This window comes from Parashewanella sp. 2304DJ23-3 (assembly GCF_056591695.1).
This window is the reverse complement of sequence record NZ_JBWQOH010000002.1, coordinates 322264-345345: the sequence shown is the minus strand read 5'-3', so window position 1 is coordinate 345345 and position 23082 is coordinate 322264. Positions and strand designations below refer to the sequence as shown.

Annotated in this window: 24 protein-coding genes; 15 read left to right on the top strand and 9 right to left on the bottom strand. The window is 39.2% G+C overall.

What is annotated here, in order from left to right; translation table 11 throughout:
- Positions 1-120 precede the first annotated feature (120 nt).
- Positions 121-600, top strand: coding sequence for an azurin (azu, locus tag AC1EU2_RS07480; RefSeq protein ID WP_480297496.1), 480 nt, complete (start codon positions 121-123; stop codon positions 598-600).
- 52 nt (positions 601-652) lie between these two features.
- Here the strand turns inward: azu and AC1EU2_RS07475 are convergent, their stop codons facing one another.
- On the bottom strand, positions 653-997 hold the full coding sequence (locus AC1EU2_RS07475) for a 5-carboxymethyl-2-hydroxymuconate Delta-isomerase (protein WP_480297495.1): 345 nt from the start codon (positions 995-997) through the stop codon (positions 653-655).
- A 34-nt stretch (positions 998-1031) separates the two neighbouring features.
- A complete protein-coding gene (locus tag AC1EU2_RS07470) occupies positions 1032-1427 on the bottom strand; it encodes a lipocalin-like domain-containing protein (protein ID WP_480297494.1) in 396 nt (131 codons plus the stop codon).
- A gap of 210 nt (positions 1428-1637) precedes the next feature.
- Between AC1EU2_RS07470 and AC1EU2_RS07465 the strand changes: the two genes are divergently transcribed.
- The 4 genes from AC1EU2_RS07465 (at position 1638) to AC1EU2_RS07450 (ending at position 4410) form a co-directional block, all read left to right on the top strand.
- Complete coding sequence (locus tag AC1EU2_RS07465) at positions 1638-2195, top strand: prepilin-type N-terminal cleavage/methylation domain-containing protein (protein ID WP_480297493.1); 558 nt, start codon at positions 1638-1640, stop codon at positions 2193-2195.
- Between the two features lie 87 nt (positions 2196-2282).
- Positions 2283-2525 (top strand): hypothetical protein, encoded by a 243-nt coding sequence (locus AC1EU2_RS07460; RefSeq protein WP_480297492.1) that lies wholly within the window; start codon positions 2283-2285, stop codon positions 2523-2525.
- Positions 2526-2586: 61 nt separating this feature from the next.
- Entirely contained in the window at positions 2587-2829 is a 243-nt protein-coding gene (locus tag AC1EU2_RS07455) for a hypothetical protein (RefSeq protein ID WP_480297491.1), read from the top strand.
- 234 nt (positions 2830-3063) lie between these two features.
- Positions 3064-4410, top strand: coding sequence for an alkaline phosphatase PhoX (locus tag AC1EU2_RS07450; protein WP_480297639.1), 1347 nt, complete (start codon positions 3064-3066; stop codon positions 4408-4410).
- 104 nt (positions 4411-4514) lie between these two features.
- Here AC1EU2_RS07450 and AC1EU2_RS07445 read toward each other — a convergent pair whose 3' ends face one another.
- From AC1EU2_RS07445 to betI, 6 genes are all read right to left on the bottom strand, one after another.
- Positions 4515-4997, bottom strand: coding sequence for a MarR family winged helix-turn-helix transcriptional regulator (locus AC1EU2_RS07445; protein WP_480297490.1), 483 nt, complete (start codon positions 4995-4997; stop codon positions 4515-4517).
- A 162-nt stretch (positions 4998-5159) separates the two neighbouring features.
- Positions 5160-5867: a TorF family putative porin gene (locus AC1EU2_RS07440; protein ID WP_480297488.1), complete on the bottom strand. Its 708-nt coding sequence runs from the start codon at positions 5865-5867 to the stop codon at positions 5160-5162.
- An 81-nt stretch (positions 5868-5948) separates the two neighbouring features.
- Positions 5949-7166 carry a BCCT family transporter gene (locus tag AC1EU2_RS07435; RefSeq protein WP_480297487.1) on the bottom strand — a complete coding sequence of 406 codons (1218 nt, stop codon included), beginning with the start codon at positions 7164-7166 and terminating at the stop codon, positions 5949-5951.
- A 333-nt stretch (positions 7167-7499) separates the two neighbouring features.
- Positions 7500-9188: a choline dehydrogenase gene (betA, locus tag AC1EU2_RS07430; protein WP_480297486.1), complete on the bottom strand. Its 1689-nt coding sequence runs from the start codon at positions 9186-9188 to the stop codon at positions 7500-7502.
- A gap of 10 nt (positions 9189-9198) precedes the next feature.
- On the bottom strand, positions 9199-10659 hold the full coding sequence (betB, locus tag AC1EU2_RS07425; RefSeq protein WP_480297485.1) for a betaine-aldehyde dehydrogenase: 1461 nt from the start codon (positions 10657-10659) through the stop codon (positions 9199-9201).
- A gap of 17 nt (positions 10660-10676) precedes the next feature.
- Positions 10677-11258 (bottom strand): transcriptional regulator BetI, encoded by a 582-nt coding sequence (gene betI, locus AC1EU2_RS07420; RefSeq protein WP_480297483.1) that lies wholly within the window; start codon positions 11256-11258, stop codon positions 10677-10679.
- Positions 11259-11460: 202 nt separating this feature from the next.
- Between betI and AC1EU2_RS07415 the strand changes: the two genes are divergently transcribed.
- Together AC1EU2_RS07415 and AC1EU2_RS07410 are read left to right on the top strand one after the other, a co-directional pair.
- The gene (locus AC1EU2_RS07415) at positions 11461-11847 is read left to right on the top strand and encodes a hypothetical protein (RefSeq protein WP_480297482.1); all 387 of its coding nucleotides are present in this window, start codon (positions 11461-11463) and stop codon (positions 11845-11847) included.
- An 81-nt stretch (positions 11848-11928) separates the two neighbouring features.
- The gene (locus tag AC1EU2_RS07410) at positions 11929-13890 is read left to right on the top strand and encodes a TonB-dependent receptor plug domain-containing protein (protein ID WP_480297480.1); all 1962 of its coding nucleotides are present in this window, start codon (positions 11929-11931) and stop codon (positions 13888-13890) included.
- 112 nt (positions 13891-14002) lie between these two features.
- Here the strand turns inward: AC1EU2_RS07410 and AC1EU2_RS07405 are convergent, their stop codons facing one another.
- Positions 14003-14965, bottom strand: a complete 963-nt coding sequence (locus AC1EU2_RS07405) for a GlxA family transcriptional regulator (RefSeq protein ID WP_480297479.1) — start codon at positions 14963-14965, stop codon at positions 14003-14005.
- 80 nt (positions 14966-15045) lie between these two features.
- Between AC1EU2_RS07405 and AC1EU2_RS07400 the strand changes: the two genes are divergently transcribed.
- The 8 genes from AC1EU2_RS07400 to AC1EU2_RS07365 all read left to right on the top strand — a co-directional run bounded on the left by AC1EU2_RS07400 (position 15046) and on the right by AC1EU2_RS07365 (position 23061).
- Entirely contained in the window at positions 15046-15570 is a 525-nt protein-coding gene (locus AC1EU2_RS07400) for a cysteine hydrolase family protein (protein ID WP_480297477.1), read from the top strand.
- Positions 15571-15752: 182 nt separating this feature from the next.
- Complete coding sequence (locus tag AC1EU2_RS07395) at positions 15753-17051, top strand: beta-ketoacyl-[acyl-carrier-protein] synthase family protein (RefSeq protein WP_480297475.1); 1299 nt, start codon at positions 15753-15755, stop codon at positions 17049-17051.
- Positions 17052-17582: 531 nt separating this feature from the next.
- Positions 17583-17906, top strand: coding sequence for a heavy metal-binding domain-containing protein (locus tag AC1EU2_RS07390; RefSeq protein WP_480297638.1), 324 nt, complete (start codon positions 17583-17585; stop codon positions 17904-17906).
- Positions 17907-18117: 211 nt separating this feature from the next.
- Positions 18118-18468, top strand: a complete 351-nt coding sequence (locus AC1EU2_RS07385; protein ID WP_480297474.1) for a cupin domain-containing protein — start codon at positions 18118-18120, stop codon at positions 18466-18468.
- A 5-nt stretch (positions 18469-18473) separates the two neighbouring features.
- Positions 18474-19067, top strand: a complete 594-nt coding sequence (gene rimJ / locus AC1EU2_RS07380) for a ribosomal protein S5-alanine N-acetyltransferase (RefSeq protein WP_480297473.1) — start codon at positions 18474-18476, stop codon at positions 19065-19067.
- Positions 19033-19404, top strand: coding sequence for a nuclear transport factor 2 family protein (locus tag AC1EU2_RS07375; RefSeq protein ID WP_480297472.1), 372 nt, complete (start codon positions 19033-19035; stop codon positions 19402-19404). The genes rimJ and AC1EU2_RS07375 overlap by 35 nt, the downstream gene beginning before the upstream one ends.
- 54 nt (positions 19405-19458) lie before the next feature.
- Entirely contained in the window at positions 19459-19719 is a 261-nt protein-coding gene (locus AC1EU2_RS07370) for a hypothetical protein (protein WP_480297470.1), read from the top strand.
- Between the two features lie 261 nt (positions 19720-19980).
- Positions 19981-23061 carry an ankyrin repeat domain-containing protein gene (locus tag AC1EU2_RS07365; RefSeq protein ID WP_480297469.1) on the top strand — a complete coding sequence of 1027 codons (3081 nt, stop codon included), beginning with the start codon at positions 19981-19983 and terminating at the stop codon, positions 23059-23061.
- Positions 23062-23082: the final 21 nt, after the last annotated feature.

Here is a 23082-nt window from a genome sequence, read left to right as displayed (position 1 = left end):
GTTTAGCAATTATTAATTGAGCACTAAGCTGGTGTTTAGGAATTAGTTTTTCTCATCAATTACCTTTCATATTCAATGATTGAAGACTTGTATCAAATAATAAATTAAAAGATAATAATAATGATTATCATTAATTATTGGTTGGGTATGAAAATTAAAACATTGTTAGGTTTATCTTTGTTAGCTCTATCTTCAAATGCGTTTGCTGAAAACTGTCAAATCGATGTATCTGTAATGGATGCAATGACTTATGATAAAGCGAGCATGGAAATTTCGTTAGCAAAGTGCGACAAAGTTACCGTGAACTTAAAGCACACAGGGAAGATGCCTAAAACAGCAATGGGTCATAACTGGGTGTTAACAAGCACTGCAGATCAAGTTGCTACGGCTGCTGATGGTGTTCAAGCTGGTGCTGCAAATAACTATCTTAAAACTGGCGATAGCCGTGTTTTAGCTTTTACAAAGCTTATCGGTGGTGGTGAATCTGTAAGTGTAACTTTTGACACTAAAGCACTTAAAGCTGGTGGTGATTATACATATTTCTGTTCTTTCCCTGGACATTCTTTCTTGATGAAAGGCAAGTTTGTTGTAAAAGCATAATCTGTTTTAATTGGCAGCGCACAAGTGCTGCCAATGTTCAAAACCACAGTTGCTAAAGCATTTTTCGACTAAAAAAATCTTCTTTTTCGACTTCATGAATATTCATTGAGATATGTAAAGTGTCAGGTAACATTTCTGACAGTTTACCCACGACTAATTTTGACAAATGTTCTTTTTGACTTTCTGAACGACCTTTCAGAATAAAAGAAAATACATGAATAAACGGCTTTGCTTCATTGCCGATTGAATATTCATCATAACTTCTTAACCTAATTTTTATATCACTTTCATTAAATAACTTAGAATCTATCGCTGATGAGTGAACTTTTGCCATCATCACTTTTTCAGATTGTTGCATTAAAACGTCTTCAGAGCATTCGACAATAAACTGTGGCATGAGTACTTCCTTTAACTCATTTTTAGGCTGGATACTAACTACTGACTTTTGACCAAATCAGAGTCACGTGTTCCTTTAAACCTAGACCAGTAATCTGTAATCGTCCATCTTCTAGAAGCTTTAGCTCTCTTTGCATTCTTTGACCTATTACACCGTGAACGCTCGACTGTAACCCTGTGTGAAATACACGGCTATTGTCTAAATCAAGCTCGTAAGTTCCGGTATAAAAATTCGAAAAACGGGCTTTATCTTCCACGGTAGGGTTCGGAATTGGCTCTCTATTTTGGGCTACACTGACATAACCACTGTCGGTATAGATTAACGTGCCATTTTGTTTTCCCGGCCAGTTGAATATTTCACCATTTTCACGGTGAACCATAAATGCCTCTAATGACCATACGCCTGTTATTAAAGCTTTTGTAATCTGCAATTTTGCCTCCTTTCAACAATTTTATCAGTGATCGAGGTTGAATAAGTTTTTGAGTTTACTTTTAAATCTGTTAATAAGTGAATAAAATAGAGTGCTGAGTCTAGAGCTGGCTGTACTTTCTTTTGGTTCAATTGTCATTACAATCGCCTTGCTAAATAGAATGGACGATATTTTACTCATGAGTAAGTACTCTAAAAAAGAAAAATGAAAATGAAGCATAAAGGTTTTACTTTAATCGAGATGGTCGTAGTAATCGTTATTCTTGCTGTTTTGGCCGTGATTGCGCTACCGAAATTTTTGTCATTATCTGACGATGCAGATAAAGCTGCAGTGGAAGGCTATGCAGGAGCATTTGAAAGTGCAGTTTCAATTGCACATAAAGCTTGGTTACTTGAAACAAAAGGCTCAGGCGCAATGAACGATCTTTCTGCTTATGGAGACCTAGATACTAATGATTCTGGTTATCCAATAGGTGTTGATAAGGCTGAAAATAGAACTGAAGTCAACTCTATTGGACCTGGAAATCAAGCATGCGTAGATATCTGGGATCGAATTATGTCTCAACAGAATATGACTTTTGACAAAGATATTACAGATTTACCTAGTACTGCAGTCTTTGTTGCTGAGAGGTTAGGAGCTACTAAACCTCATACAGAATGCCAATACGATTACATTAAGTCGAACTTCAACGAAGATACCAATACAAGTGCTTTAGGTTTTATTTACAATTCACGTAACGGCCAAGTTAGAGTTTTTGATAATCGATAGCTTTTTTATGATGATGAACTAAAGCTAAATAAAATGGACTAAATAAGGCTTACTTTAGGAAGATTAACGAATAAAAGGATGTTTAGTGTGCTGATAAAACGTTGTAGCGTAATTTTACTTACACTTGGGATGCTAGGTTGCACAAGTTCACAAACACAACGTGCTGTTGAAGGTTTTGGTGAAGGAATGCATGACAGTGTTGAAAACCGAAATAAAGACAAAAGCCGTGATCGTGAAGATAGAAGTGTACAAAATGAAGACGTCACAAACGGTGTATTAAACATGTTGCTTCAAGGTGTTTTCAGTTTATTCAACTCAGAAAAAAACTAATCTCATAAAGGATTAAATTTTCAAAATAGTTTAGAAGGTGAAACATACAGTAAGGATACGTATGACATCGATTAAAATTATCATCGGCTCAATATCGCTGCTTTTTGGCATTATTGATTTAAACACCCTATACCCTAACTTAATGTTATCTTGGATTGCCATTGCATTTGGTGCCATTCTCATTCTCTCGTGTTTAAGCACCTCTTCTAATCAACAGCATAAAAGTAGCAAGTCGTCGGGCTGGCTTGGAGGAGATAATGGCTCTGGTTGTGGCGACGGTGGCGATTGTGGTGGTGGAGACTGAGTAAATTGACAGTCAACTTGCAAAAAGTGAATGACACATTAACGGATGAAGAACTCATGACTTTTGAAAGCTTATAAACCAGCTCAGCCATCATTTGATTGATTAAAAAACTTGCTGCTATTAAGTAAAAGTGTCATAACGAAACGCTATTCTGAACGCTTAAATGTATTTTAAGTGGAAGTATTTGAGCTTCTACTTCAAAAGCCATTTTCAAATGGAAAGGTAGTGAGCAAAATGATAACAAGAAGAAAATTTTTAGTAGGCAGCAGTGCATTAGCATTTTCAGGTTTAGCATCGAGTGTTTTAGGGAAAACAAATTACCTCCCAATATTAAATACGTCTAAGGGTTATGGACAATTGATTCCAGATCCTAATGGGCTTCTAGATTTACCTGAAGGATTCAGCTATCGAGTTCTATCAGAATTTGGTCAATTAATGTCAGATGGTTTTCATGTGGCTGATAAAGCCGACGGCATGGGTTGTATACCACTTAACGAAAATAAAGTGGCTTTAGTTCGGAATCACGAGTTAAAACCTAAAGACTTGAAGCACCAACCAACTTCACTTCAAAAAATAAAGACGTCTCTTAGCTATGACACTTACACGAATGGTGTTGCTTTGCCAGGGGGAACTTCGACACTTATCTACGATCTCAATACCAAACAAGTTGATAAAGAGTTCATCAGTTTACTCGGAACGATTCGTAACTGCTCTGGCGGGGTTACGCCTTGGGGCAGTTGGTTGACCTGTGAGGAAACTGTAGATTTACCAGATGGAGAGCTAAGTAAAGATCACGGGTATATTTTTGAAGTTCCTGCCAATGCAACAAGCCTTGTTGAAGCAAAGCCACTTAAGGCTATGGGGCGATTTAACCATGAAGCAGCTTGCGTGGACCCGAACACAGGCATTGTTTATTTGACTGAAGATACGGGTGACAGTTTGTTTTATCGCTTCGTCCCCAAAGTATATGGTCAGCTTGAGAAAGGTGGTCAATTACAGGCCATGGTCATTAAAGGAATACCAAAGTTTGATACTCGTAATTGGTCAGAAATGACAATGAAACTAGGCAAGTGGTTAGAGGTTGACTGGATAGATTTAGATGACCCAGAAAGCCCTAATGATGACTTGAGGATACGAGGTTACAAAGCTGGGGCAACACTATTCGCTCGAGGAGAAGGAATCCACTGGGCTGATAATGAATTGTATTTTTGTTGTACTAATGGTGGTAAAAAGCAATTAGGACAAGTCATGCGATATCAGCCAAAGAAAGCGAGTAAAGCGGCACAAATTCAATTATTTTTAGAAAGCGATGATAAAAGTTTATACAACTTTGGTGACAACTTGACCGTTACGCCTCAAGGGCACTTAATTGTCTGCGAAGATCAATATGTCGATCCTGTCGATAATCACTTAAGAGGTGTTACTCCAGAAGGCGAGGTTTATAGCTTTGCTCGATTACGTACTCAAACAGAAATGGCTGGCGCTTGCTTCTCTCCCGACGGAACAGTGATGTTTGTAAATGTGTACTCTCCGACTAAAACGCTTGCGATTGAAGGACCTTGGAATAAGGTTTTAGTATGATAATTCGTATTTGATATGTTCAGTTCTCTTTCAAGCACTGAATTCAAGCTGAGCATCAGGAGTTTATGTTTATGCGTAGAGTTAACTACGCATAAACTGAAGCGCTATTGTTGTGGCGTTGGCTGTAGAGTACCCACTTCAAGAATGGGCGCCGCATCTAAATCTTGCGCATCCATCATACTCGCTAGGCGTTGTATTGATGATAGTAACTGAGATTGTTCCCATTCGGCCAATGCTGAAAACTGCTCAATAAAGTGATCTTGTAGCGGTTGTGGCGCTTTGATCAGCAAGTTTTCACCTGTTTCAGTCAGAAATAATCCAACACGGCGTTTATCTTCACTGCTTCGAATTCGATGAACTAAATCTCTCGCTTCAAGGCGATCTAAAATACTGGTAACAGTTGCAGGGCTTAGGTTTACGTTTTGAGCAACCTGACGAGCAAGAATGCCTTTTTGTCTGCCAATTTGTTGCATAATGACCAGTTGCGGGCCTGTTAAACCAACGGTTTTTGATAAGTGCTTTGAATGCAAATCAATGGCTCTGATCACCTTTCTCAATGAAGTGAAGAGCTCTTCGTATTTTTCCATCAATAGAATCCGAGTGGGGAAGTACTGCTAACGATATTGTCGATTTATATCGTTAAATTAATGTGTCGTAAAGCAAAATGTTTTAGAAATAGTATTGTGATTAAAACTGAATCAAAAGGGCTCTCAATTTATATTAAGAGCCAGGTTTTATTTCTATATGGTTTAGAAACTAAATGTACGAGAAACAGTAAAGATTACACGCGCCTTCGTTTCGTCTTGATGATTAATCGATGTATCTTCAGCCGAAATATCAAAGTCAAAACCTTTGTAATTAGTTAGGTATGATACTTTGAATTGATCGTATGATTTGTTGTTGTTACCCCAAGGCCACTTTGCTTCATCAAATGAATAAGAGTAGTTATAAGTTAGCTTTAAGTTATGGCCTTCAGTAATTTCAAAAGTATGAGCAAATGTCGTAACAATATGCTCTACATCATAACCAAAATAATCCCATGCGTAGGCAGCACGAATATTAGATACCCCCATGCCTGAAGTAATGTCTAACTGTGAGTAAACTTCGTTATAGTTTAAGTCAGAAGCTGCACTTTCACCGTAGTAAGTATATACAGAGACACCAGCGTCAAGGCCAAATGTATCATTCAGTTGAGTGTACTTGCCAACATAAGCATCCCACTCTACATCCGTACCGAAGCCATTAAAGCTAACGTTAGAAGCAAAAGTACCAATATAGATACCATTATCAAAACCGTAATCTAAGCTGCCTTGCAGAGCTGGTTTATTTTCAGTTTGGCTATAACCGTTATAGCTGTAGTTTGAAGTAGCAGTAATGGTAGAGCTCGCACCAGCAAGTACAGAGGTTGATAGACCCAAAGCGAAAAGGGTACCTAGTGCGATAACTGTGTTTTTCATTTTAATATTCCATTTTATTATTTATGTACTGTCGCACCAGCCAAGGCTGGTGCTCAGTGACTTATCTTTATTGAACTAAGGTTAATTCGAGTGAGTTAGCTTTGAGTAATCAAGCGTGTTTTCCGCAGGGGAACTCTTAATCTCTTTAACTGTTTTAAAATGCTTAAGTAAGATGAAGCAGAAACAGCCAAATAAAATGCCAATCGCTAGTGCACCTACCCACTGAATTTGTAGGAAATCCAGCTTGAATAGTGCAGTCAATGCAGCCAGTAACACGAAGTTACCGATAAAGTATTTAAGCTTACCGAAACGCTTAACCGTTAGGTTCAAGTTGTCGGTATAAAGACGAATGAGTGAATCCAGCGAGTTGATCACAAATGTGATTCCCACAACGACCATCGCAAGGTTAACGATGCCAGTAGTATCGATGCTATTAGCACTGAAGTAGTAAAGAATGGTGAACCAAATCGCAATTGGAATTGATGGGTAAATCATCATCGCAATGAATACTTGGTAAGCTTTCATACCGCCAACAAAACGAGAGGTAAATTGACCAATCATGATGCTCCAAGCAAACCACCAGAATAGATAGAACTCGTGGTAATCATTCATTGGTAAAACGAATTCATGAATGTTTCCAAAGTAACCACCAAGCTGACCGAAAGTATTAGCGAATTCAGACAGGCTGTTTTCAGCAGGTAGGAAAGCCGTAATCCACATAAATACGATAAGACCTAAGAACAACCAAGTACTGCCTAAACTCAAGTAACGAACGTATTGAATGCTGGTGCTTGAATAGACCGCAACCCCGATAACAGCAAGTACAATTAAGTAGAAGCTACCAATAACAGTCTCGCCATCACCCATTTCAGGTAAATACCAAGGTAAATTGATAAGAAGTAAGTAAGCGGTAAATGCACAGGTACCAATAATAACTAAGTTATTAATAAACTTTACGACACTGATTTCAAAAAACTTAACTCTTGGCTCAATGACACAAAAGTAGAAGCAAGTTAAAAAGTAAAAGCCCCAGATTAAGAATGCCCAAAAACCAAACTCAATAGCGAGTGGGTTGGTAAAAGAGTATTCAGGACTCGTAGCATGATCAGCGTATCCAGCAAACTCAGTCAGTGGGAACATGATCAAGCCTACATCGAGGCCAGAAGTAAATAGAATTGCAATAAAGGTGTAAGTGCGAGCAGGAGTGACACCGATACAGCGCACATTACCCCAACGGAATAAAATGATTGCGATACAAGCGAAAGTGAAAATAATCCCCATTGAAAGCCAAGTCGTCATTATTGACCCCCAAATGTAGCTAAATTGATATTCATGTTAGACCTATTTTTTTATTAATATTCATAAGCAGTTGAATTGCTTGCTTAACAATCGAATATACTTTTAAAGCCATAAAAAAGACCTACAACAACAGGACTTTAGTAAATATTATGCATGACAAAGTCATTACCTAATGCTTAGTAAAATCAGGTAAGTAAATTCAGATTGTTTCAACGATTTATATAAAGAGTGGAGTACTGCTTGTACCAGACTAAATAAAGGTCAGTTGTGACCTGATTGACATGCTTTCTGTTGTTCCCAATTTGTAGGAACAACAGAAAAGGCAATTAAAAATTAATTTACGATACGCTTAGGCATTTGCTCACGCTGCTTGATTTGCCAATCGGTTCCTAATCGAACGTCAACATTGGCAGCTGCCAAAGGCGCTTTATTTAAAATGAAATCAGCGGCTTTTTCAGCAACCATAATGGTCGGCGCATTTAAGTTACCGTTTGGAATCGTCGGGAAGATGGATGAATCCACCACACGTAATCCTTCGATGCCGATTACTTTGGTTTCAGGATTAACCACAGCCATATCATCTGTGCCCATTTTGCATGAACATGATGGGTGATAAGCTGACTCAACAAATTCACGCACGAATGTATCGATTTCTTCATCAGTCTGAACGGCTAAGCCCGGCTGAATTTCTTCACCACGATATTCATCCATTGCAGGTTGATTAATGATTTCGCGAGTCAAACGCACACAAGCTCTGAAACCTTCAATGTCTTCTTGTTCAGTCAGGTAGTTAAACTGAATTTTGGGTGCCACTTTTGGATCAGCAGATACTAAAGTAACAGCACCCCGGCTTTTCGGTTTGTTATGACCTATGTGGACTTGGAAACCATGACCTGCAAACGCTTCTTTACCGTCATAACGCATTGCTGCAGGTAAAAAATGATACTGAAGATCTGGGAATGCTAAATTCGCTTTCGAGCGAATGAAGCCACAAGATTCAAAGTGGTTAGTCGCACCTAAACCAGATTTATTTAAAATCCAGCGAGTACCAATGCCTAACTTGCTTAAAGGATCTAGCTTGCCATTTAATGAAATAGGTTGCTTACATTTAAACTGGAAGTAGAACTCTAAATGGTCTTGCAGGTTTTGTCCTACACCCGGTAAGTGATGCTTCACTTCAACACCAGCATTTTCAAGCACGTCTTTATCGCCAATGCCTGAAAGTTGCAAAATGTGTGGAGAACCTACTGAACCCGCAGACAATATCACTTCTTTGCTTGCTAAAACTGATACCGTTTTGCCTTTGCGTTGATACTCAACGCCTTTGGCTTGCTTGTCTTCAACCAACACTTTATTCACTAAAGCATGAGTGATGACAGTCAGGTTTGTGCGCTTCATCGCAGGGCGTAAATAGGCATTAGAGGTTGACCAACGTACACCATTTTTAATGGTCATGTGCATTGGGCCAAAGCCTTCTTGTTGAGCGCCGTTATAGTCTTGAGTTTCGAGGTAACCCGCATCTTTACCTGCATCAATAAATGCTTTGTAAAGTGGGTTTTTCATCTCGTTACCGTTATTTACGGCAAGTTCACCTTGCTTACCACGGTAGTCATCACCATCAAATGCCCAAGTTTCGGCTTTTTTGAAATAAGGTAAACAGTGCTGATAATCCCAGCCTGTTGCACCATGGTCGGCCCATTCATCAAAATCCATTGCATGACCACGAACGTAAACCATGCCGTTAATGGATGAAGAACCACCTAAAACCTTACCGCGAGGGCAGTGCATTTTACGGTTATCAAGGCCTGTTTCTGCTTCAGTTTCAAACTGCCAAGCGTATTTCTTGGTGTTCATTGGAATAGAAAGCGCGGTTGGCATTTGGATAAAAATGCTCTTATCGCTGCCGCCAGTTTCCAATAGCAACACGGAATTATTTGGATCTTCAGATAAACGGTTTGCTAGTACGCAACCCGCTGAGCCTGCACCAACAATGATGTAATCATACTGCTGTTGTTGAGTCATCTTGGTATCCTTAAAATGGGCTTTCAAGCTTTTCCATACCCACATAAACCGACTTGATTTGGGTATAGGCTTTTAGCGTTTCGGTTCCGTTTTCACGGCCGATACCTGACATTTTGTAACCGCCAACTGGCATTTCGGCAGGAGATGCGCCGAAAGCATTGATCCAACAAATACCCGCATCAATTTGGTGAATAATGCGGTGAGCACGAGTGATGTCTTGAGTGAACACGCCTGCCGCTAAGCCGAGCTTGGTGTCATTGGCTCTTGCGATAACCTCAGCTTCGTCGCTGAATTTAAGTAGAGACATCACAGGGCCAAAGATCTCTTCTTTAACTATGGTCATTTCATCTTGGCAATTACCAAAGATGGTTGGCGCAACAAAGGCACCGTTTGGCGCATTGTCTGGAGACAAAGCTTTGCCACCGCAAAGGAGTTCAGCACCTTCTTCAACGCCAATACGAATGTAATCAAGCACTTTTTGCTGGTGGGCTTTTGAAATAAGCGCACCAAAGTTCGTGTCTTCATTCAGCGGATCGCCACACACGATGTTGTCGTTAGTTCTTTGTAGTAGGCGCTCAACAAAGGTTGAGTAAATTGATTCGTGAACAAATACACGAGTACCGTTGGTACAAATTTCACCTTGGGTATAGAAGTTACCTAACATCGCAGCAGAAACCGCATTATCAATGTCAGCGTCATCAAATACGATAAGCGGAGACTTGCCGCCCAGCTCCATCGTAACCTCTTTTAATGTGCTAGCCGCAGCCGCCATGACTTTTTGGCCTGTGCCCACTTCACCAGTAAAAGAGACTTTAGCGATATCAGGATTAGTAGTTAACCAAGCCCCTACTTTGCCATCGCCATGTACTACATTGAATACACCATCTGGTACGCCTGCTTGAGTGAATATTTCAGCAAGCTTAACCGCACCCAGTGGTGTTTCTTCTGATGGTTTGAAAATCATTGCGTTACCTGCTGCTAATGCGGGTGCTGATTTCCAACACGCAATTTGTAATGGGTAGTTCCATGCGCCGATACCTGCGCAAATGCCTAATGGCTCACGGCGAGTGTAATAAAAATCGCCGCCTACGGTTTGTTGTGAGCCTTCAATCGCTGAGGCTAAACCTGCAAAAAATTCAATAGAGTCGGCACCCGTTACTACATCAACAACTGATGCTTCTTGCCAAGGTTTGCCCGTATCAATGACTTCGATGCGAGCAAGCTCATCATTGTGTTGGCGAAGCAACTCAACGGCTTTTAATAAAATACGGCTACGCTCCATGCCTGTCATTGCAGACCACTCAGCAAAGCCTTCCTTGGCACTTTCAATCGCGGCTTGCTGAACTTTCTCGTCAGCGACTTCAACTTGGTAACTTACTTCACCCGTGGCTGGGTTGATAACATCAAAAACTTCACCTGTTTCATTTGAAACAGCTTTACCATGGACATAGTTACGATAAACGGTGGACATTACTTCTCTCCGGGAATCTAACGAAGGCGCTCGGAAATATAGCGCTTACATAATTGCTCAGCTTCTTTAAAGGCTTCTTCCGGCTTGGCTTGAAGGGCACTTCTAAGCCAAAAGCCATCAATCATCGCTGCGGTTTGTTTGGCAGCATCAATGGCATCATTTTTTTCTAAAGCCTGAGCGAAGGAATATTGTAGGTTAGTGACTAACCTTTGATTGTTAACTTTTTGTAGGCGAGCCAGTTGAGGCTCATGCATGGCTTGCGCCCAAAAGCTTAACCATGTCTTTGTAGCTGGGTTTGAACATTGCAAATCGGTGAAATTAGCTTCAACAATGGCAAACAAACGTTGCTGTGGTTCAAGCTTTTTATTTTGAACCCTAATCAATAATGCGTGTTTTAGATTATCTAGTAGGTATCTTTGCGTGGCTTCAATCAAGCCTTGCTTGCCATCAAAGTAATGGCTGATCAGTCCTGACGAAATACCCGCAATCGAGCTGATAGTCTTGATGGTTGTGTGATGAAGGCCATGTTGATCAACTGAGATGAGTGTTGCGTCAATGAGATCTTGTGTTCTTTTTGTTTTTATTTCACATCGCTGCATAACTGAAATTTTGTTTTCTCAAAGATTGATTGAACGTTCAATTAATATGTATGGTAATGATTCGTACACGAACTATCAAGCTAAATGTGATCTTTGTATTATTTCTGACATGTTCATTAATGAAAAAATATTGCTCATTGGTATTGTTCACATCCACAGCAAAAACGATTAGAATGCCCGTCCCTGATTTATTGAGAACTTTATGCGTATTACATTTTTTGCATTAATGGTTATCACATTAATATTTGCTGTGTACTTAAACAAAAGTACGGTAAATGCGACTGATGTGACGAACGTTGATAGTGCAAAAACGTTTTCGATTAAAGCCAATGATCAGACGCATTCAAAAGAAGGCGGTCAAACAGCCAAGCGACATACGGTTGAAAACGAAGACGATTGCTGTGACGTTGATTGCTGTGATTCAAACTGTATTTGTATCGCAAATGCCTGCTCACCGTTTGCCTCAGTCACTGCGAATGTTAGTTCAGTTCAAGTGGTTTTCTTCATTGAATCTGTCTATGATCAGCATTCGGAAAGCCCGACGTTTATTTCCAATTCTTACTATCGCCCTCCAAGAGTTATTTCATAAATATTCATGCGCTAGGAGCGCAATCAGTTTTCTTTTTTTAACGCTCTTAGATATAGAGTGTAAATAAGTTGTGAGATAAAAATGCTTTTAAAATCAAAAAATAAAGCAATAGCGTTGTTATTGCTTCCATCATTCTCATACGCCAGTGATGACCATGAGCATCATCATGAGCATGAAGAATCGGCTGTTGAAACTATTCAAGTTAGAGCTTCGCGTTTAGGGCGAGTGGTCACTGAGTCAGCAACGCGTACTGAAATCATCAATGGTGAAGAAATCCAAGAAAAAGCGCTAATGCGTCCTGGAAATATTTCTATGCTGGTTGCCGAAACGGGTGGTGTTCGAGTACAAACTACCTCGCCAGCTTTAGGCAGTGCCAATATCAGGCTGCAAGGCTTGTATGGTCGATATACACAACTTCTGAGTGATGGTTTACCTTTGTTTGGTGGTCAAACAGCATCGATAGGGTTGTTGCAAATACCACCAACCGATTTAGCTAATGTTGAAATCATCAAAGGTTCGGCATCTTCGCTTTATGGTGGCTCCGCATTAGGCGGTGTCATAAATTTGATATCAAGAACACCTTCTGATGAGTTCGAGGGTGAGGTGCTCGTTAATCTGACGTCTAAAGATGGTCAAGATGTGACGTCTTATTTTGCTACGCCGTTAACGGAAGAATTAAGTGGTTCAGTTACGGCAGGTATTCACCATCAGAGTACAGAAGACTTAGATAATGATGGTTGGATTGACTTAGCTGGATACGAAAGAAGCAGCATAAGACCTCGTTTATATTGGCAAGGTGAAGATGGTGACAACCTTTACGTTACGCTGGGAGTGATGAAAGAACAGCGCCGTGGTGGAACGTTAGATAATGCTACTCTGAGCAATGGTCGTTCATTTCAGCAAAACCAAGACACGCTAAGAAGCGATTTGGGTTTTGTTTATGACCGTTCACTTACTGAATCAGCGAGTTTGAACGTTCGTGGTTCTTCTATGGTGCAAAACCATGATCACCAGTACGGTGATGTGTTTGAAGATGATAGCCACAAGAGTTATTTAATTGAGTCGAGCTACTCGGATTACTCTGATGAAGTGTCTTGGCTGATTGGAGCTGCATTCCAGCAAGAACAGTTTGACTCTGATACATTTTCTGAGTTCGATTATTCTTACAAAACACCGGGCTTATTTTCTCAGTTAGATTATGAGGCAATGGATGATGTCTCTATCTCTTTGAGTGCACGCAGCGACTGGCATAGTGAATACGGTACACAATTTAGTCCTCGTATTTCGGTGTTGTATAGTCCAAATGATTTCACTATTAGAGGTGCTTACGGAAAAGGGTACTATGCACCAACACCGTTTATTGAAGACATTGATGAAACAGGATTGTCACGTTTATTGCCTCTTGAAGATTTAGAAGCAGAGCAAGCGACAACCGCATCGGTTGATGTTACCTATGTAATGGATGATTTAGAAACCAGCGTGACATTTTTTGCATCGGACGTTGAAAACGTAACTGAACTTGAGCAGGTGTCGAATACTCTATCCAACAAGACGGGGCGCCTTGTAAATACAGACGGTGATAGTGAGATACGTGGAGCAGAACTGCTACTTCGCTATCGCTGGAATGACATTAAGTTTACAGGCAGTTATTTGTATACCGATGCAACAAAACTAGGCAGTAACAATAGCAACCGAGTTCCTTTAACACTTACACCAGAGCACTCTGCTGGCCTTGTGGTGATGTGGGAAGAACACGGCAGTCATCTAGTAGGATTTGAAGCTTATTACACGGGTACACAGCATTTAGAAAATAATCCATATAGAGAAAAAAGCGACGCATACTGGCACTTAGGACTGTTAGGCCAAATTACCGTTGGTCGAATTAGCCTATTCTTGAACGCAGAAAACCTGTTGAATGTTCGTCAAACGAAAGAAGATTCACTACTGCTGCCAACTCAAGCTCCAAGCGGTCGTTGGACGACGGATATTTGGTCTCGAAACGACGGGTTTACGGTTAACGGAGGCATTCGTTTTAAGTTTTAATGATTAATTTTTTGCGAAAAAGCTATTGAAACTTACTTGGTCTGTTGAGCAACTCATTTTGTTAATTTAGTGCAGTTGCTCATATTTTTGGGTTATTACTAAAGTTCTGCTCTTAAGTCTTAGACTCTATAGCAAAACGTTTTCTAAATTCAGTTGGGGTTAAGCCGTATTCTCTAAGGAATACTTTTCTAAACGCACTGACGTCTGAATAACCGACTAGATAAGAAATCTCAGATATGCCCTTTTGAGTTAATTCAATTAAATGACAAGCATTGTGAAGCCGCAGCTTCTGTAGATATTGAATAATCGTTAATCCAGTGGCACTTAAAAATCGCCTTTGTAGGGTACGAGTACTCACAAAATAAGTCGCTGCTATAGCTTCAACACTTATTGATTGAGCGTAATGCTCATCAAAATAATGCTGAACTTGCAAAACCAGCTCATTACCGTGATTCAATTTTGGGGTAAATTGTTGATAAAACCTCTGCTCACGAAAACCATTATCGATAACCATTTCTTTTGATAGACGCTGCGCAATAACAGGCGATGAAAATAGCGAAATGATTTCGAAGGTTAAATCAAGCCAAGCCATACGCCCACCAGCCGTAATAATACTGCCTTCATTGATGAGCATTTCATTGGTATCGAGTTTCACTTTTGGAAACTCGCTTTTAAACGATTCTGTAAGTCGCCAGTGCGTGGTACAAAATTTGTTATCAAGGAAGCCACCACGAGCCAAAATAAATGCTCCAACACAGGCGGAGGCGAGAATTGCCCCTTGTTTGTGCATCGCAGAAAGATATTGATTTAAGTTGATATTCTGGGAGGTGTAGAAGTCATCACTGATGCAAGGCGGTAATACAACCACTTGATTATCCCTATTGAAGTTAAGGGTATCTAATGCTTCTATTGCAACGTCAAATGTAATCTGAAGATTGGACTGCTGACAAATCTCATTAGCAACTGACATCGCTTCAAACAGTCCATGAACAGCAGATTGGCTGGCGGTTGGATAATTAATAACGGTAACAGAGACGTTTTTCACTTTGATGATTTTGTCGTATTTGGCCTGCAAGGTGTCATTTTAGACTCTCGTTGAATCAATTGAAAGCGCACATAATAACGTCATCAAATGAAACATCAGAGAACTCCATAATGACGAAACAAGCACTTATAGTAATCGACATTCAAAATGATTATTTTAATGAAGGAAAATACCCACTTTTTCAGCCTGAAGTCACGCTAGAAAAGACGCTTAAAGCGATGTTTATCGCGAATGAAAAAGATATCCCGATTATTCATATTCAGCATCTTGTATCACCAGAGCTGGGCGAAGGTCTATTTTTCTACGAAGGTTCAGAGGGGGCAAAAATACATTCTGATATTTTAAAAATGGCACCCAATGTACCGGTTATCACCAAACGTCATGCAGACTGTTTTGAGAAAACAAACCTTGAAGCATTACTACAAAATATGGGTGTTGAAGAAATTATTTTGACAGGGATGATGACGCATAACTGTGTCACACATACAGCGTTATCACCAGCTGCTACAAAGTATAATCCAAAAGTAATAGCAGAATGTTGTTGTACTGTTGACCCAATTGCACACGTGTTGGCATTAGATTCAATGCAAGTGCGTGGTATAGAGATATTAAACACTGAAGAGACATTTCAATAATTATTTTGATATGAGTTGGGCTTAAACCTAACAATAAAAGGAGAGGTATTATTGCCTCTCCTTTTTTATCATTTAAGGCATGTTCTTTATTCAACACCTATACTAATGCTCATTACAGCAGCTAAAGCCGATTCGGAATAAAATATTTTTTCTAGCTGTACAGATGTCATGGAAGTACTGATATGGATATTAGAAGTAATATTAGCCACAAAAATAGACAAGTCGTGATCACAGGAATGGGAGCGATTACTCCTCTGGGCTTCAAAATAAACAACATACACGCTCGTATGTGCTTCGGCGAAACGGGAATATCAAGCATCAGTAAATTTTCCACAGACGGCTTTAAAATAAAATGTGCTGGTGAAGTAAGAGGGTTTGATGCACATCATTACGGTGTAGAGCCAGATCATATTCATCGACTCAGTGATACTAATTTATGGGGTTGTGCAGCCGCAGATATTGCAATAAAAGATGCGGGACTCACTCTACAAACCAATCCGATAAAAGATGCTTCTCATGAAGCAAAACATCGACACTTACGCTTTGGTGTATCAGTGGGCACGGGGCACACTGATTTTTCGGCGGTTTTGGATGCATTGAATCAGTCAAATAATCGTGTAAGTGGCATTCACTTGGACCCTCAACAAATACCAGCCAATTTATTTAGCCGAAGTCGTCCTGCATCAACCGCATCATTAATCTCAATACGATATGGTTTAGCTGGCCCGATGTTATGTGCGAATGCAGCTTCAGCGACTGGCGCTGTTAGTATTATGAATGCTGCTGATGCAATTCGTTTCAATCGAGCTGATGTTATGTTAGCGGGGGGAGCTGATTCCGGAGTCAACCCACTAACAGCCGCCGTATTTCAAATGAACAAAAGTGGGTCCAGCGCCAACCAATGTTTACCTTTTGATGAGAATAGGGACGGAGTTGTTTTAGGTGAGGGAGCGTGCATATTAGTGCTGGAAGAATTAGAGCATGCACTACAGCGTGGCGCTGATATTTATGGCGTTATTAATGGCTACGGAACTTCAAACGATTGCTTTGATATGACACGAATTCCGACATCGGCCCCGGGTTTGTCAGATGCAATTAGCCTGTGCTTAAAAGATGCAAATATGAGCCAAGAGCGAATCGAATACATTAACGTTCACGGAACAGCCACCAAGCTCAATGATATAGCTGAGACAAATGCAATAAGCAGTGCCTTTACGCTACCACCTAAAGTAAGTGGTTTGAAAGGCTATACAGGCCACATGCTGGGAGCCTGTGGGGCATTTGAAGTTGCAATGACGCTATATTCAATGGTTAAAAATGAAATACCACATACCTTAGGGTTGAAAAATGTCGCTCACAACTGTCAACTTAGCCATATTATGCATTCACCTTTAAAGTCGAATATCACACACGCAATGTCAGTGAATTGCGGAATGGGTGGCGTTAACACCGCAATACAAATATCGAAAGTAGACCATTGATATTTATCACTGAACCCTAGAGGCCGTTCCCAATTAACGATTTCGATTTGCTGTTGTAGATTTTTCGTTTATGCAAGTCGACGAATGTGAGGTGTAGTTACTCTACATAAGTATTCGGCAACACAGAAGAAACGAAAAATATACACAGCCCTTCGGGTTACGCCTAAAATCGAAATGACTAATTGGGAACGCCTCTAATCACGATTTTAATAATATTCAAAAAGTTTTTAGGGTATAAATAATTGCTTACGTTTAGTTTTTGATAAGTAAAGATAAAGGTTGTAACGTGTTTACAATGCAACCCCTTCCATATGAGAAATCATTTGAACTTAATCCTCTATAATTAGCACCAAGTGATTCAAATAAAGAAGCTCTAAGCAAACAATAAAACAATACTGGGTTCAGCATTCGTTATTCTGGTATTTCAGATATGAAGCATCGGTGAAGCATCGGGTTTAAACTGAAATAGTTTGAGCAGCTTTACGGCGATGATTGCAATGATAGTCACAAAAAATTGAAAGGAAGTTAATGATGATAATTACAACAATAGAAAGCATACCGAACAAAGAAGTATCAGAAGTGTTGGGTGTTGTAACTGGGAATATCGTGCAGTCAAAACATATTGGCCGTGATGTGATGGCAGGATTAAAGACCATAGTGGGTGGTGAGATCCGTGGTTATACTGAAATGCTCAATGAGTCGAGAAATATTGCTATTGAGCGCATAACTGCAGCTGCACAAGAGAAAGGTGCGGATGCGATTATCGGTATGAGATTTACTACAAGTTCGGTGATGGAACGTTCAGCTGAAATAATGGTGTTTGGAACCGCAGTGAACTTGAAAGATAAAGCATAAATTGTTTAATGAAATAGCCAGAATACTAAATAGACTTATTCATAAATTGATTTAGTGGCTCTTAAAGTCCTACTTGTAAGTACTCATTCAAGGTTATTGATTGATTCCACTCTCATTTGCATGAGTACTTACTTCAATACTCTTCAATACTCTTCAATACTCTTCAATACTCTTCAATAGCTTTTCACCCTAAATAATAAGAAATATTTCTATGATTTCGATAAATAACGCACCTCATTATAAGTGGGGAAATAACTGCGATGGCTGGCATTTAGTACAAACTAAAGCACTGAGTGTCATTCAAGAGCGAGTTCCTCCAGGTTGCAGTGAAGTCCGTCATTACCATAAGCATTCTGAGCAATTTTTTTATGTGTTGGCAGGCATTGCAACAATCGAAGTTAATGGTGTAACGCATGAGCTGACTGAACAACAAGGTGTTCATGTTCCAGCAGGTGTAGCGCATCAACTCAGTAATCATCATCAAGATGATTTAGTGTTTACCGTTACCTCAACGCCACCAAGCCATGGCGATAAACTACAAGCATCAATAGAAAGTACTTAAATACTATGACAGGAAACATCATTACTGAGACTCAGCGAACCTTGATCATTCTACCAGCGGTAAGAGATGCAAGACTGATTCGAGACTACTATTTGGGTAACAAATCTCATTTGTCGAGTTGGGAGCCAATACGTGAATCGTCATTTTATGATTTGAAAACATGGGAGGAGCAACTCAGAGAGAACGAAAAAGCATTTGAAGCGGGTAGCTCATTAAAGTTGGTCGCTATGAATAAAGAGCGTACTGAAATTATCGGTGTCTGTAATTTCACCAATATCATCAGAGGCGTTTTTCAAGCCTGTAATCTTGGCTATTCGATTGGTCAATACTACCAAGGCCAAGGTCTGATGTTCGAGATTTTAGATGCAACTATCAAATACATGTTTAATGATATCGGTCTTCATAGAGTTATGGCGAACTACGTGCTTGAAAATAAAAGAAGTGAAGCGTTGCTTGAACGTTTGGGGTTTGAAAGAGAGGGCGTTGCTAAGTCTTATCTGAAAATCAACGGTGAATGGAGAGATCACATTTTGACTTCGAAAATAAACTTAAGCGGGAAATCAAATGCGAGAAGTAATTCAAACTATCATTCGACTTGAAAAATCTTTATTCACTGACGAAGTTAGAAAATCAATCCCAATGCTGAATAAACTCATTGCCGACGACTTCATTGAAGTTGCAAGTACCGGTATCCGATTTGGAAAAATTGAAGTATTAAATCGACTACCTGACGAAGAAGGGTTTACTGTTGAAGCTAAAAACTTTGAAGGCAGAATACTTTCTAATGACAGTGTGATGTTACTTTACCAAGCCGCTTTTAAACGTGGAGAAAGTGAATTTAGTGACTCTTTCAGATGCTCTATTTGGCAACGAAATAATGGGCAATGGCAAATGGTTTACCATCAAGGAACGAAGGGGTTTAATTCAAGATGTTGAATTAGAGTAAATTACTCCCATATATATTTCTATAACGGATTGGTTTATGTGGGTATGGAACATTTAATTACTGCTTCACAGGAGCTTACAATAATACACTTTATTGTTGGTTCGTTATTTTTACTCACTGGTATTTGGAGTTTATTAAAAATAGTGAGATGGGCGAAAGGAATGCCTAAATTTGCATTCCTTATTTTGGCTGTTTTTCCACTGATCTCGATATTCCCCATCCCACCACCAGCCTTCAAAAATGTTGAAAAAGCCAAAGTAGAACAAAAGAAAAATAAGCAAAACAATGGTGACACTGATGATTAGTATTGTAGTAGCTCATATGGAAGTGATGGTATGTCATTAACTCAATGGACATAGCTTTAAATTAACTGCACTTGGGGAAGTTTGAGTATAAACAACCGCATTAATTAACATAACTTAGTATTAGTATTAAAGTTTGTTCATTGGTTTGCTATATTACCATTTAAAATCAAGGTCGTATGTGCATCCAGTGGTTTTGTGATCAAGTGTTTTTTTTCTTGAGTGTTATTATTTAACTATGAGTATTTCATCGGTTCATGATTATTGGCTACAGCGTCTAAGGTTATTTCTTCTTCAAATTTTGTATCAAACAATACTGACTACAGCTCAGTATCAATACCTCATGGTCAGCTGTTAAGCAGTAACTATAAGTACAGTAGTGCAAATACATTAGATGGGAAAGTACAGGCTTTCCATAGTGCGAACTCAAAGAATGTGGAGTCACGAACTAGTTTTGATGACTGGTGTTTTGCTTTAGTTGGTGGCGAAGCAGTTGAATTAGAAGATTTTACTAAATGCAAACTTAAAACGACCGAACCTAAGACTCAAAAAGTAGAAGATGAAGTTCAAGGTGGTATTACTGAGAGTTCCGAACTCACAGAACAAGTGAGCAGCAATTCAGAGGAACGGTATTCTTTAGCAAGGACAGCTTTATCGACTTATAAAGACTCAGATTCTAATAATGATGATGGAACTCAAAAAGTTAATGGCGAAGGGAGTGGCTTTCTCGAAACTGAGGAAGAAAATTTAGAACTGGTACAGATAAAAGTCAAAAAGGCATACGAAAATGCCGGATTATTGGGAAGTGAATTAAGCGATATTGAAACCATTGAATTTAAACTACGTGTCATTAAAGACTTTAAGTTACCTAAAGTTGCACTTTTAGTTGAATTGAAGCGAATTGCAAAACAGCATATTTCATCACTTTCGGATATTGATGTTAAAGAATCGAATGATAAAGCTGATCAAAAGGTGCTAAGACTGGCCAAAATAAAACTTCATCCGGAAATTAATAAACAGTACACGAATAAGCAAAAGGTTGCGGCTGAGTTTTGTTTTAAAGAGTTTGTTAGTTTATACGATCACGCCACCTCAAAAAATGGTGAAGGTTGTTCAATCCCTATGGAAGAGAATGGCATATACCTGCATAAAAAGGTGCCTTACCAAGAAATACTAGACGTATACAAAAATGCATTTTTGCCGACTAAGTTTTGTGAGGTTAAGGAAGAAAAGGATGAAAAGAAAGAAGTTTGTCCTGCTGACACAACCGATTTGTATAGTTATGACCCCGTATCAAAAAGATGGCGAGAAGGCTTTGATAGTTTTTACGCTACTCTTGGCTCAAATAAGGAGTCTAGGTGGTTACTTAATAATAAGTTAATGACTAAAGAGGAGTTAGGGACTCTATCTAAGGAGCAGTGGCTTTGTTTTTACGTGGCACTGAAGCAAAATAAAGCAGTAAAGTACGGTCAAAATCACCCTTCCCCTTGGAAAAAATATTTCGACAGCATTTATTTAAAATCTGAAGAAAATTTTCACTGTTTTGAGCATTTTTTGATTCATTGGTCTATCAGCTGTGATAAGCCTAAGTTATTAGAAAATCTCTTAGAAAAAAGTGAAAGCATTCCTGTTGAATATAAGCTTAGTTTAAGAGTTTTAGAGGATATGGGAAGTACAGCGCCACCAACAAATGAGTTATCTCTTATTAATTGCTTATCATATTGTATTGAACATATGGAACCTAACGTTCCTGAATCTAGTCGAAATTGGAGTTTAGGAAGATCATCTAAACAAGTTACTCCTCTAATGAGAGCATGTTCGTTAAATAATATTGAGTGCGTAAAAATTCTTATAAAACATAAGGCGGACACTGAATATGTAGTGGATTCTATACAGAGGCACAAAATCGTTAGTTACACCGCTTTACATTTAGCAAAAAGCCCTGAGATGATCATGTGTCTTATTGAGCAAGGCGTTAATCTGAATGCTACAAATTCAGATGGCCGCTCCTTTTTGCATTTTATTGCAGAGAATAAAAACTCCGTCCTATATAAAAGTACAAGACATTGGAGTCAGACGGCTTGTTCATTCAATTATGAATCTATGATCTCAAGGTTACATGCGGCTGGTGTAGACCTTGCCTTGGCTGATAAAGATGGCAACACGCCAATTCATTTAGCGTGTATAAGTGGCAATGTTTCTTTTGTGTTAGATACTCTGCTAACCACATCAAAGAAACCTATCCAGAAACAAATTAGAGCAAAAGGCGTTCCTGAAGAATCTAATTCATCACTCGATGATAAGGTTGCTGATTTAACTGAAGGTGATAAAGCTGTTGATGTAATTAAAGATGGCAATGTTGCTGATGCAACCGAGGAGGATAAAGCTACCGAATCACCCTATGATGATAGCGAATGGGTTTCTATAACTCGCTTATGCAGAAGTAAGCATCGTTGTTTACTGGATCTAGAAAATCACAAAGGTGAAAGGCCAATTCATTTAGCGGTCAAAAATGAAAAGTTAGCGATAGTAAAAACTCTTGCGGCAGCAGGAGCAAATTTTAATGTAAGAGATATGAAAGGGAACTTGCCCATTCAATCGGCGTTGTATGAAGTTTTCTCAGGAGATCTAGGAAGACGTGAAGAGATTTTTAGTCAGTACGAAGTAACTTTGTGGTTAATAAAGAACATGGTGGGTGATGATTCTGATAAATTCAAAGAAATAATGGAAGAGTTATTAACTGAGCCGGTGTTGAAAGGAAGGAATGATGAAAAATTGCCATATAAAAAAATATTAGATAATTTTGATTGTTTCTGTCAAAAAGCTCAAGGTCAAATATGGCACTCACCAATAGCCAAAGAATGTACTGTACCAATTAAATTTAATAATACATTCAAAGAGGGGTTAGAAGACTTTTTACAGGTTAGTGAAATGTTGAAAGAATTAATTGAAGCAACTAAAACTGCCAATGAAAAAGAAAGATTAACAAAAATGTTGGATGCATATCCAGCAAATAATTCGACATCAGATCCAAAGAGTGAACATGTTCAGAACCTAAAATCTCCAATGATAACCAACTCTGATGTTCATCCTGCAGAGTTGGCAAGGAAAGGTTTATTAAGACAAACTTTTACCTCAGATACATCATTTGATAACGCTTTAATTCAAATATCGGGACTATCGAATAAGCGTCTTTCACACTGGATATTTAGGTATAATAGCCGAATTTCTAGTCGGCCGCCGCAACTGATGCTAACGGCAGGTAACACTGCATCACCTTTAGCTCTTAATCATTCGGGACAATTGCCATTAGCGATAAAACTTGAAGCAGAGAATGCTGATTAAAATAAATTATTTGATGAGGAA

Coding starts and splice junctions, on each gene's coding strand:
- betI (WP_480297483.1), bottom strand. CDS start 11,258: ATGCAGCGATGTGAAATAAAAACAAAAAGAACACAAGATCTCATTGAC.
- AC1EU2_RS07450 (WP_480297639.1), top strand. CDS start 3,064: ATGATAACAAGAAGAAAATTTTTAGTAGGCAGCAGTGCATTAGCATTT.
- AC1EU2_RS07410 (WP_480297480.1), top strand. CDS start 11,929: ATGCTTTTAAAATCAAAAAATAAAGCAATAGCGTTGTTATTGCTTCCA.
- AC1EU2_RS07465 (WP_480297493.1), top strand. CDS start 1,638: ATGAAGCATAAAGGTTTTACTTTAATCGAGATGGTCGTAGTAATCGTT.
- AC1EU2_RS07445 (WP_480297490.1), bottom strand. CDS start 4,997: ATGGAAAAATACGAAGAGCTCTTCACTTCATTGAGAAAGGTGATCAGA.
- AC1EU2_RS07435 (WP_480297487.1), bottom strand. CDS start 7,166: ATGACGACTTGGCTTTCAATGGGGATTATTTTCACTTTCGCTTGTATC.
- AC1EU2_RS07415 (WP_480297482.1), top strand. CDS start 11,461: ATGCGTATTACATTTTTTGCATTAATGGTTATCACATTAATATTTGCT.
- AC1EU2_RS07385 (WP_480297474.1), top strand. CDS start 18,118: ATGATTTCGATAAATAACGCACCTCATTATAAGTGGGGAAATAACTGC.
- AC1EU2_RS07395 (WP_480297475.1), top strand. CDS start 15,753: ATGGATATTAGAAGTAATATTAGCCACAAAAATAGACAAGTCGTGATC.
- AC1EU2_RS07400 (WP_480297477.1), top strand. CDS start 15,046: ATGACGAAACAAGCACTTATAGTAATCGACATTCAAAATGATTATTTT.
- AC1EU2_RS07375 (WP_480297472.1), top strand. CDS start 19,033: ATGCGAGAAGTAATTCAAACTATCATTCGACTTGAAAAATCTTTATTC.
- AC1EU2_RS07440 (WP_480297488.1), bottom strand. CDS start 5,867: ATGAAAAACACAGTTATCGCACTAGGTACCCTTTTCGCTTTGGGTCTA.
- rimJ (WP_480297473.1), top strand. CDS start 18,474: ATGACAGGAAACATCATTACTGAGACTCAGCGAACCTTGATCATTCTA.
- AC1EU2_RS07390 (WP_480297638.1), top strand. CDS start 17,583: ATGATAATTACAACAATAGAAAGCATACCGAACAAAGAAGTATCAGAA.
- azu (WP_480297496.1), top strand. CDS start 121: ATGATTATCATTAATTATTGGTTGGGTATGAAAATTAAAACATTGTTA.
- AC1EU2_RS07475 (WP_480297495.1), bottom strand. CDS start 997: ATGCCACAGTTTATTGTCGAATGCTCTGAAGACGTTTTAATGCAACAA.
- betB (WP_480297485.1), bottom strand. CDS start 10,659: ATGTCCACCGTTTATCGTAACTATGTCCATGGTAAAGCTGTTTCAAAT.
- betA (WP_480297486.1), bottom strand. CDS start 9,188: ATGACTCAACAACAGCAGTATGATTACATCATTGTTGGTGCAGGCTCA.
- AC1EU2_RS07455 (WP_480297491.1), top strand. CDS start 2,587: ATGACATCGATTAAAATTATCATCGGCTCAATATCGCTGCTTTTTGGC.
- AC1EU2_RS07370 (WP_480297470.1), top strand. CDS start 19,459: ATGGAACATTTAATTACTGCTTCACAGGAGCTTACAATAATACACTTT.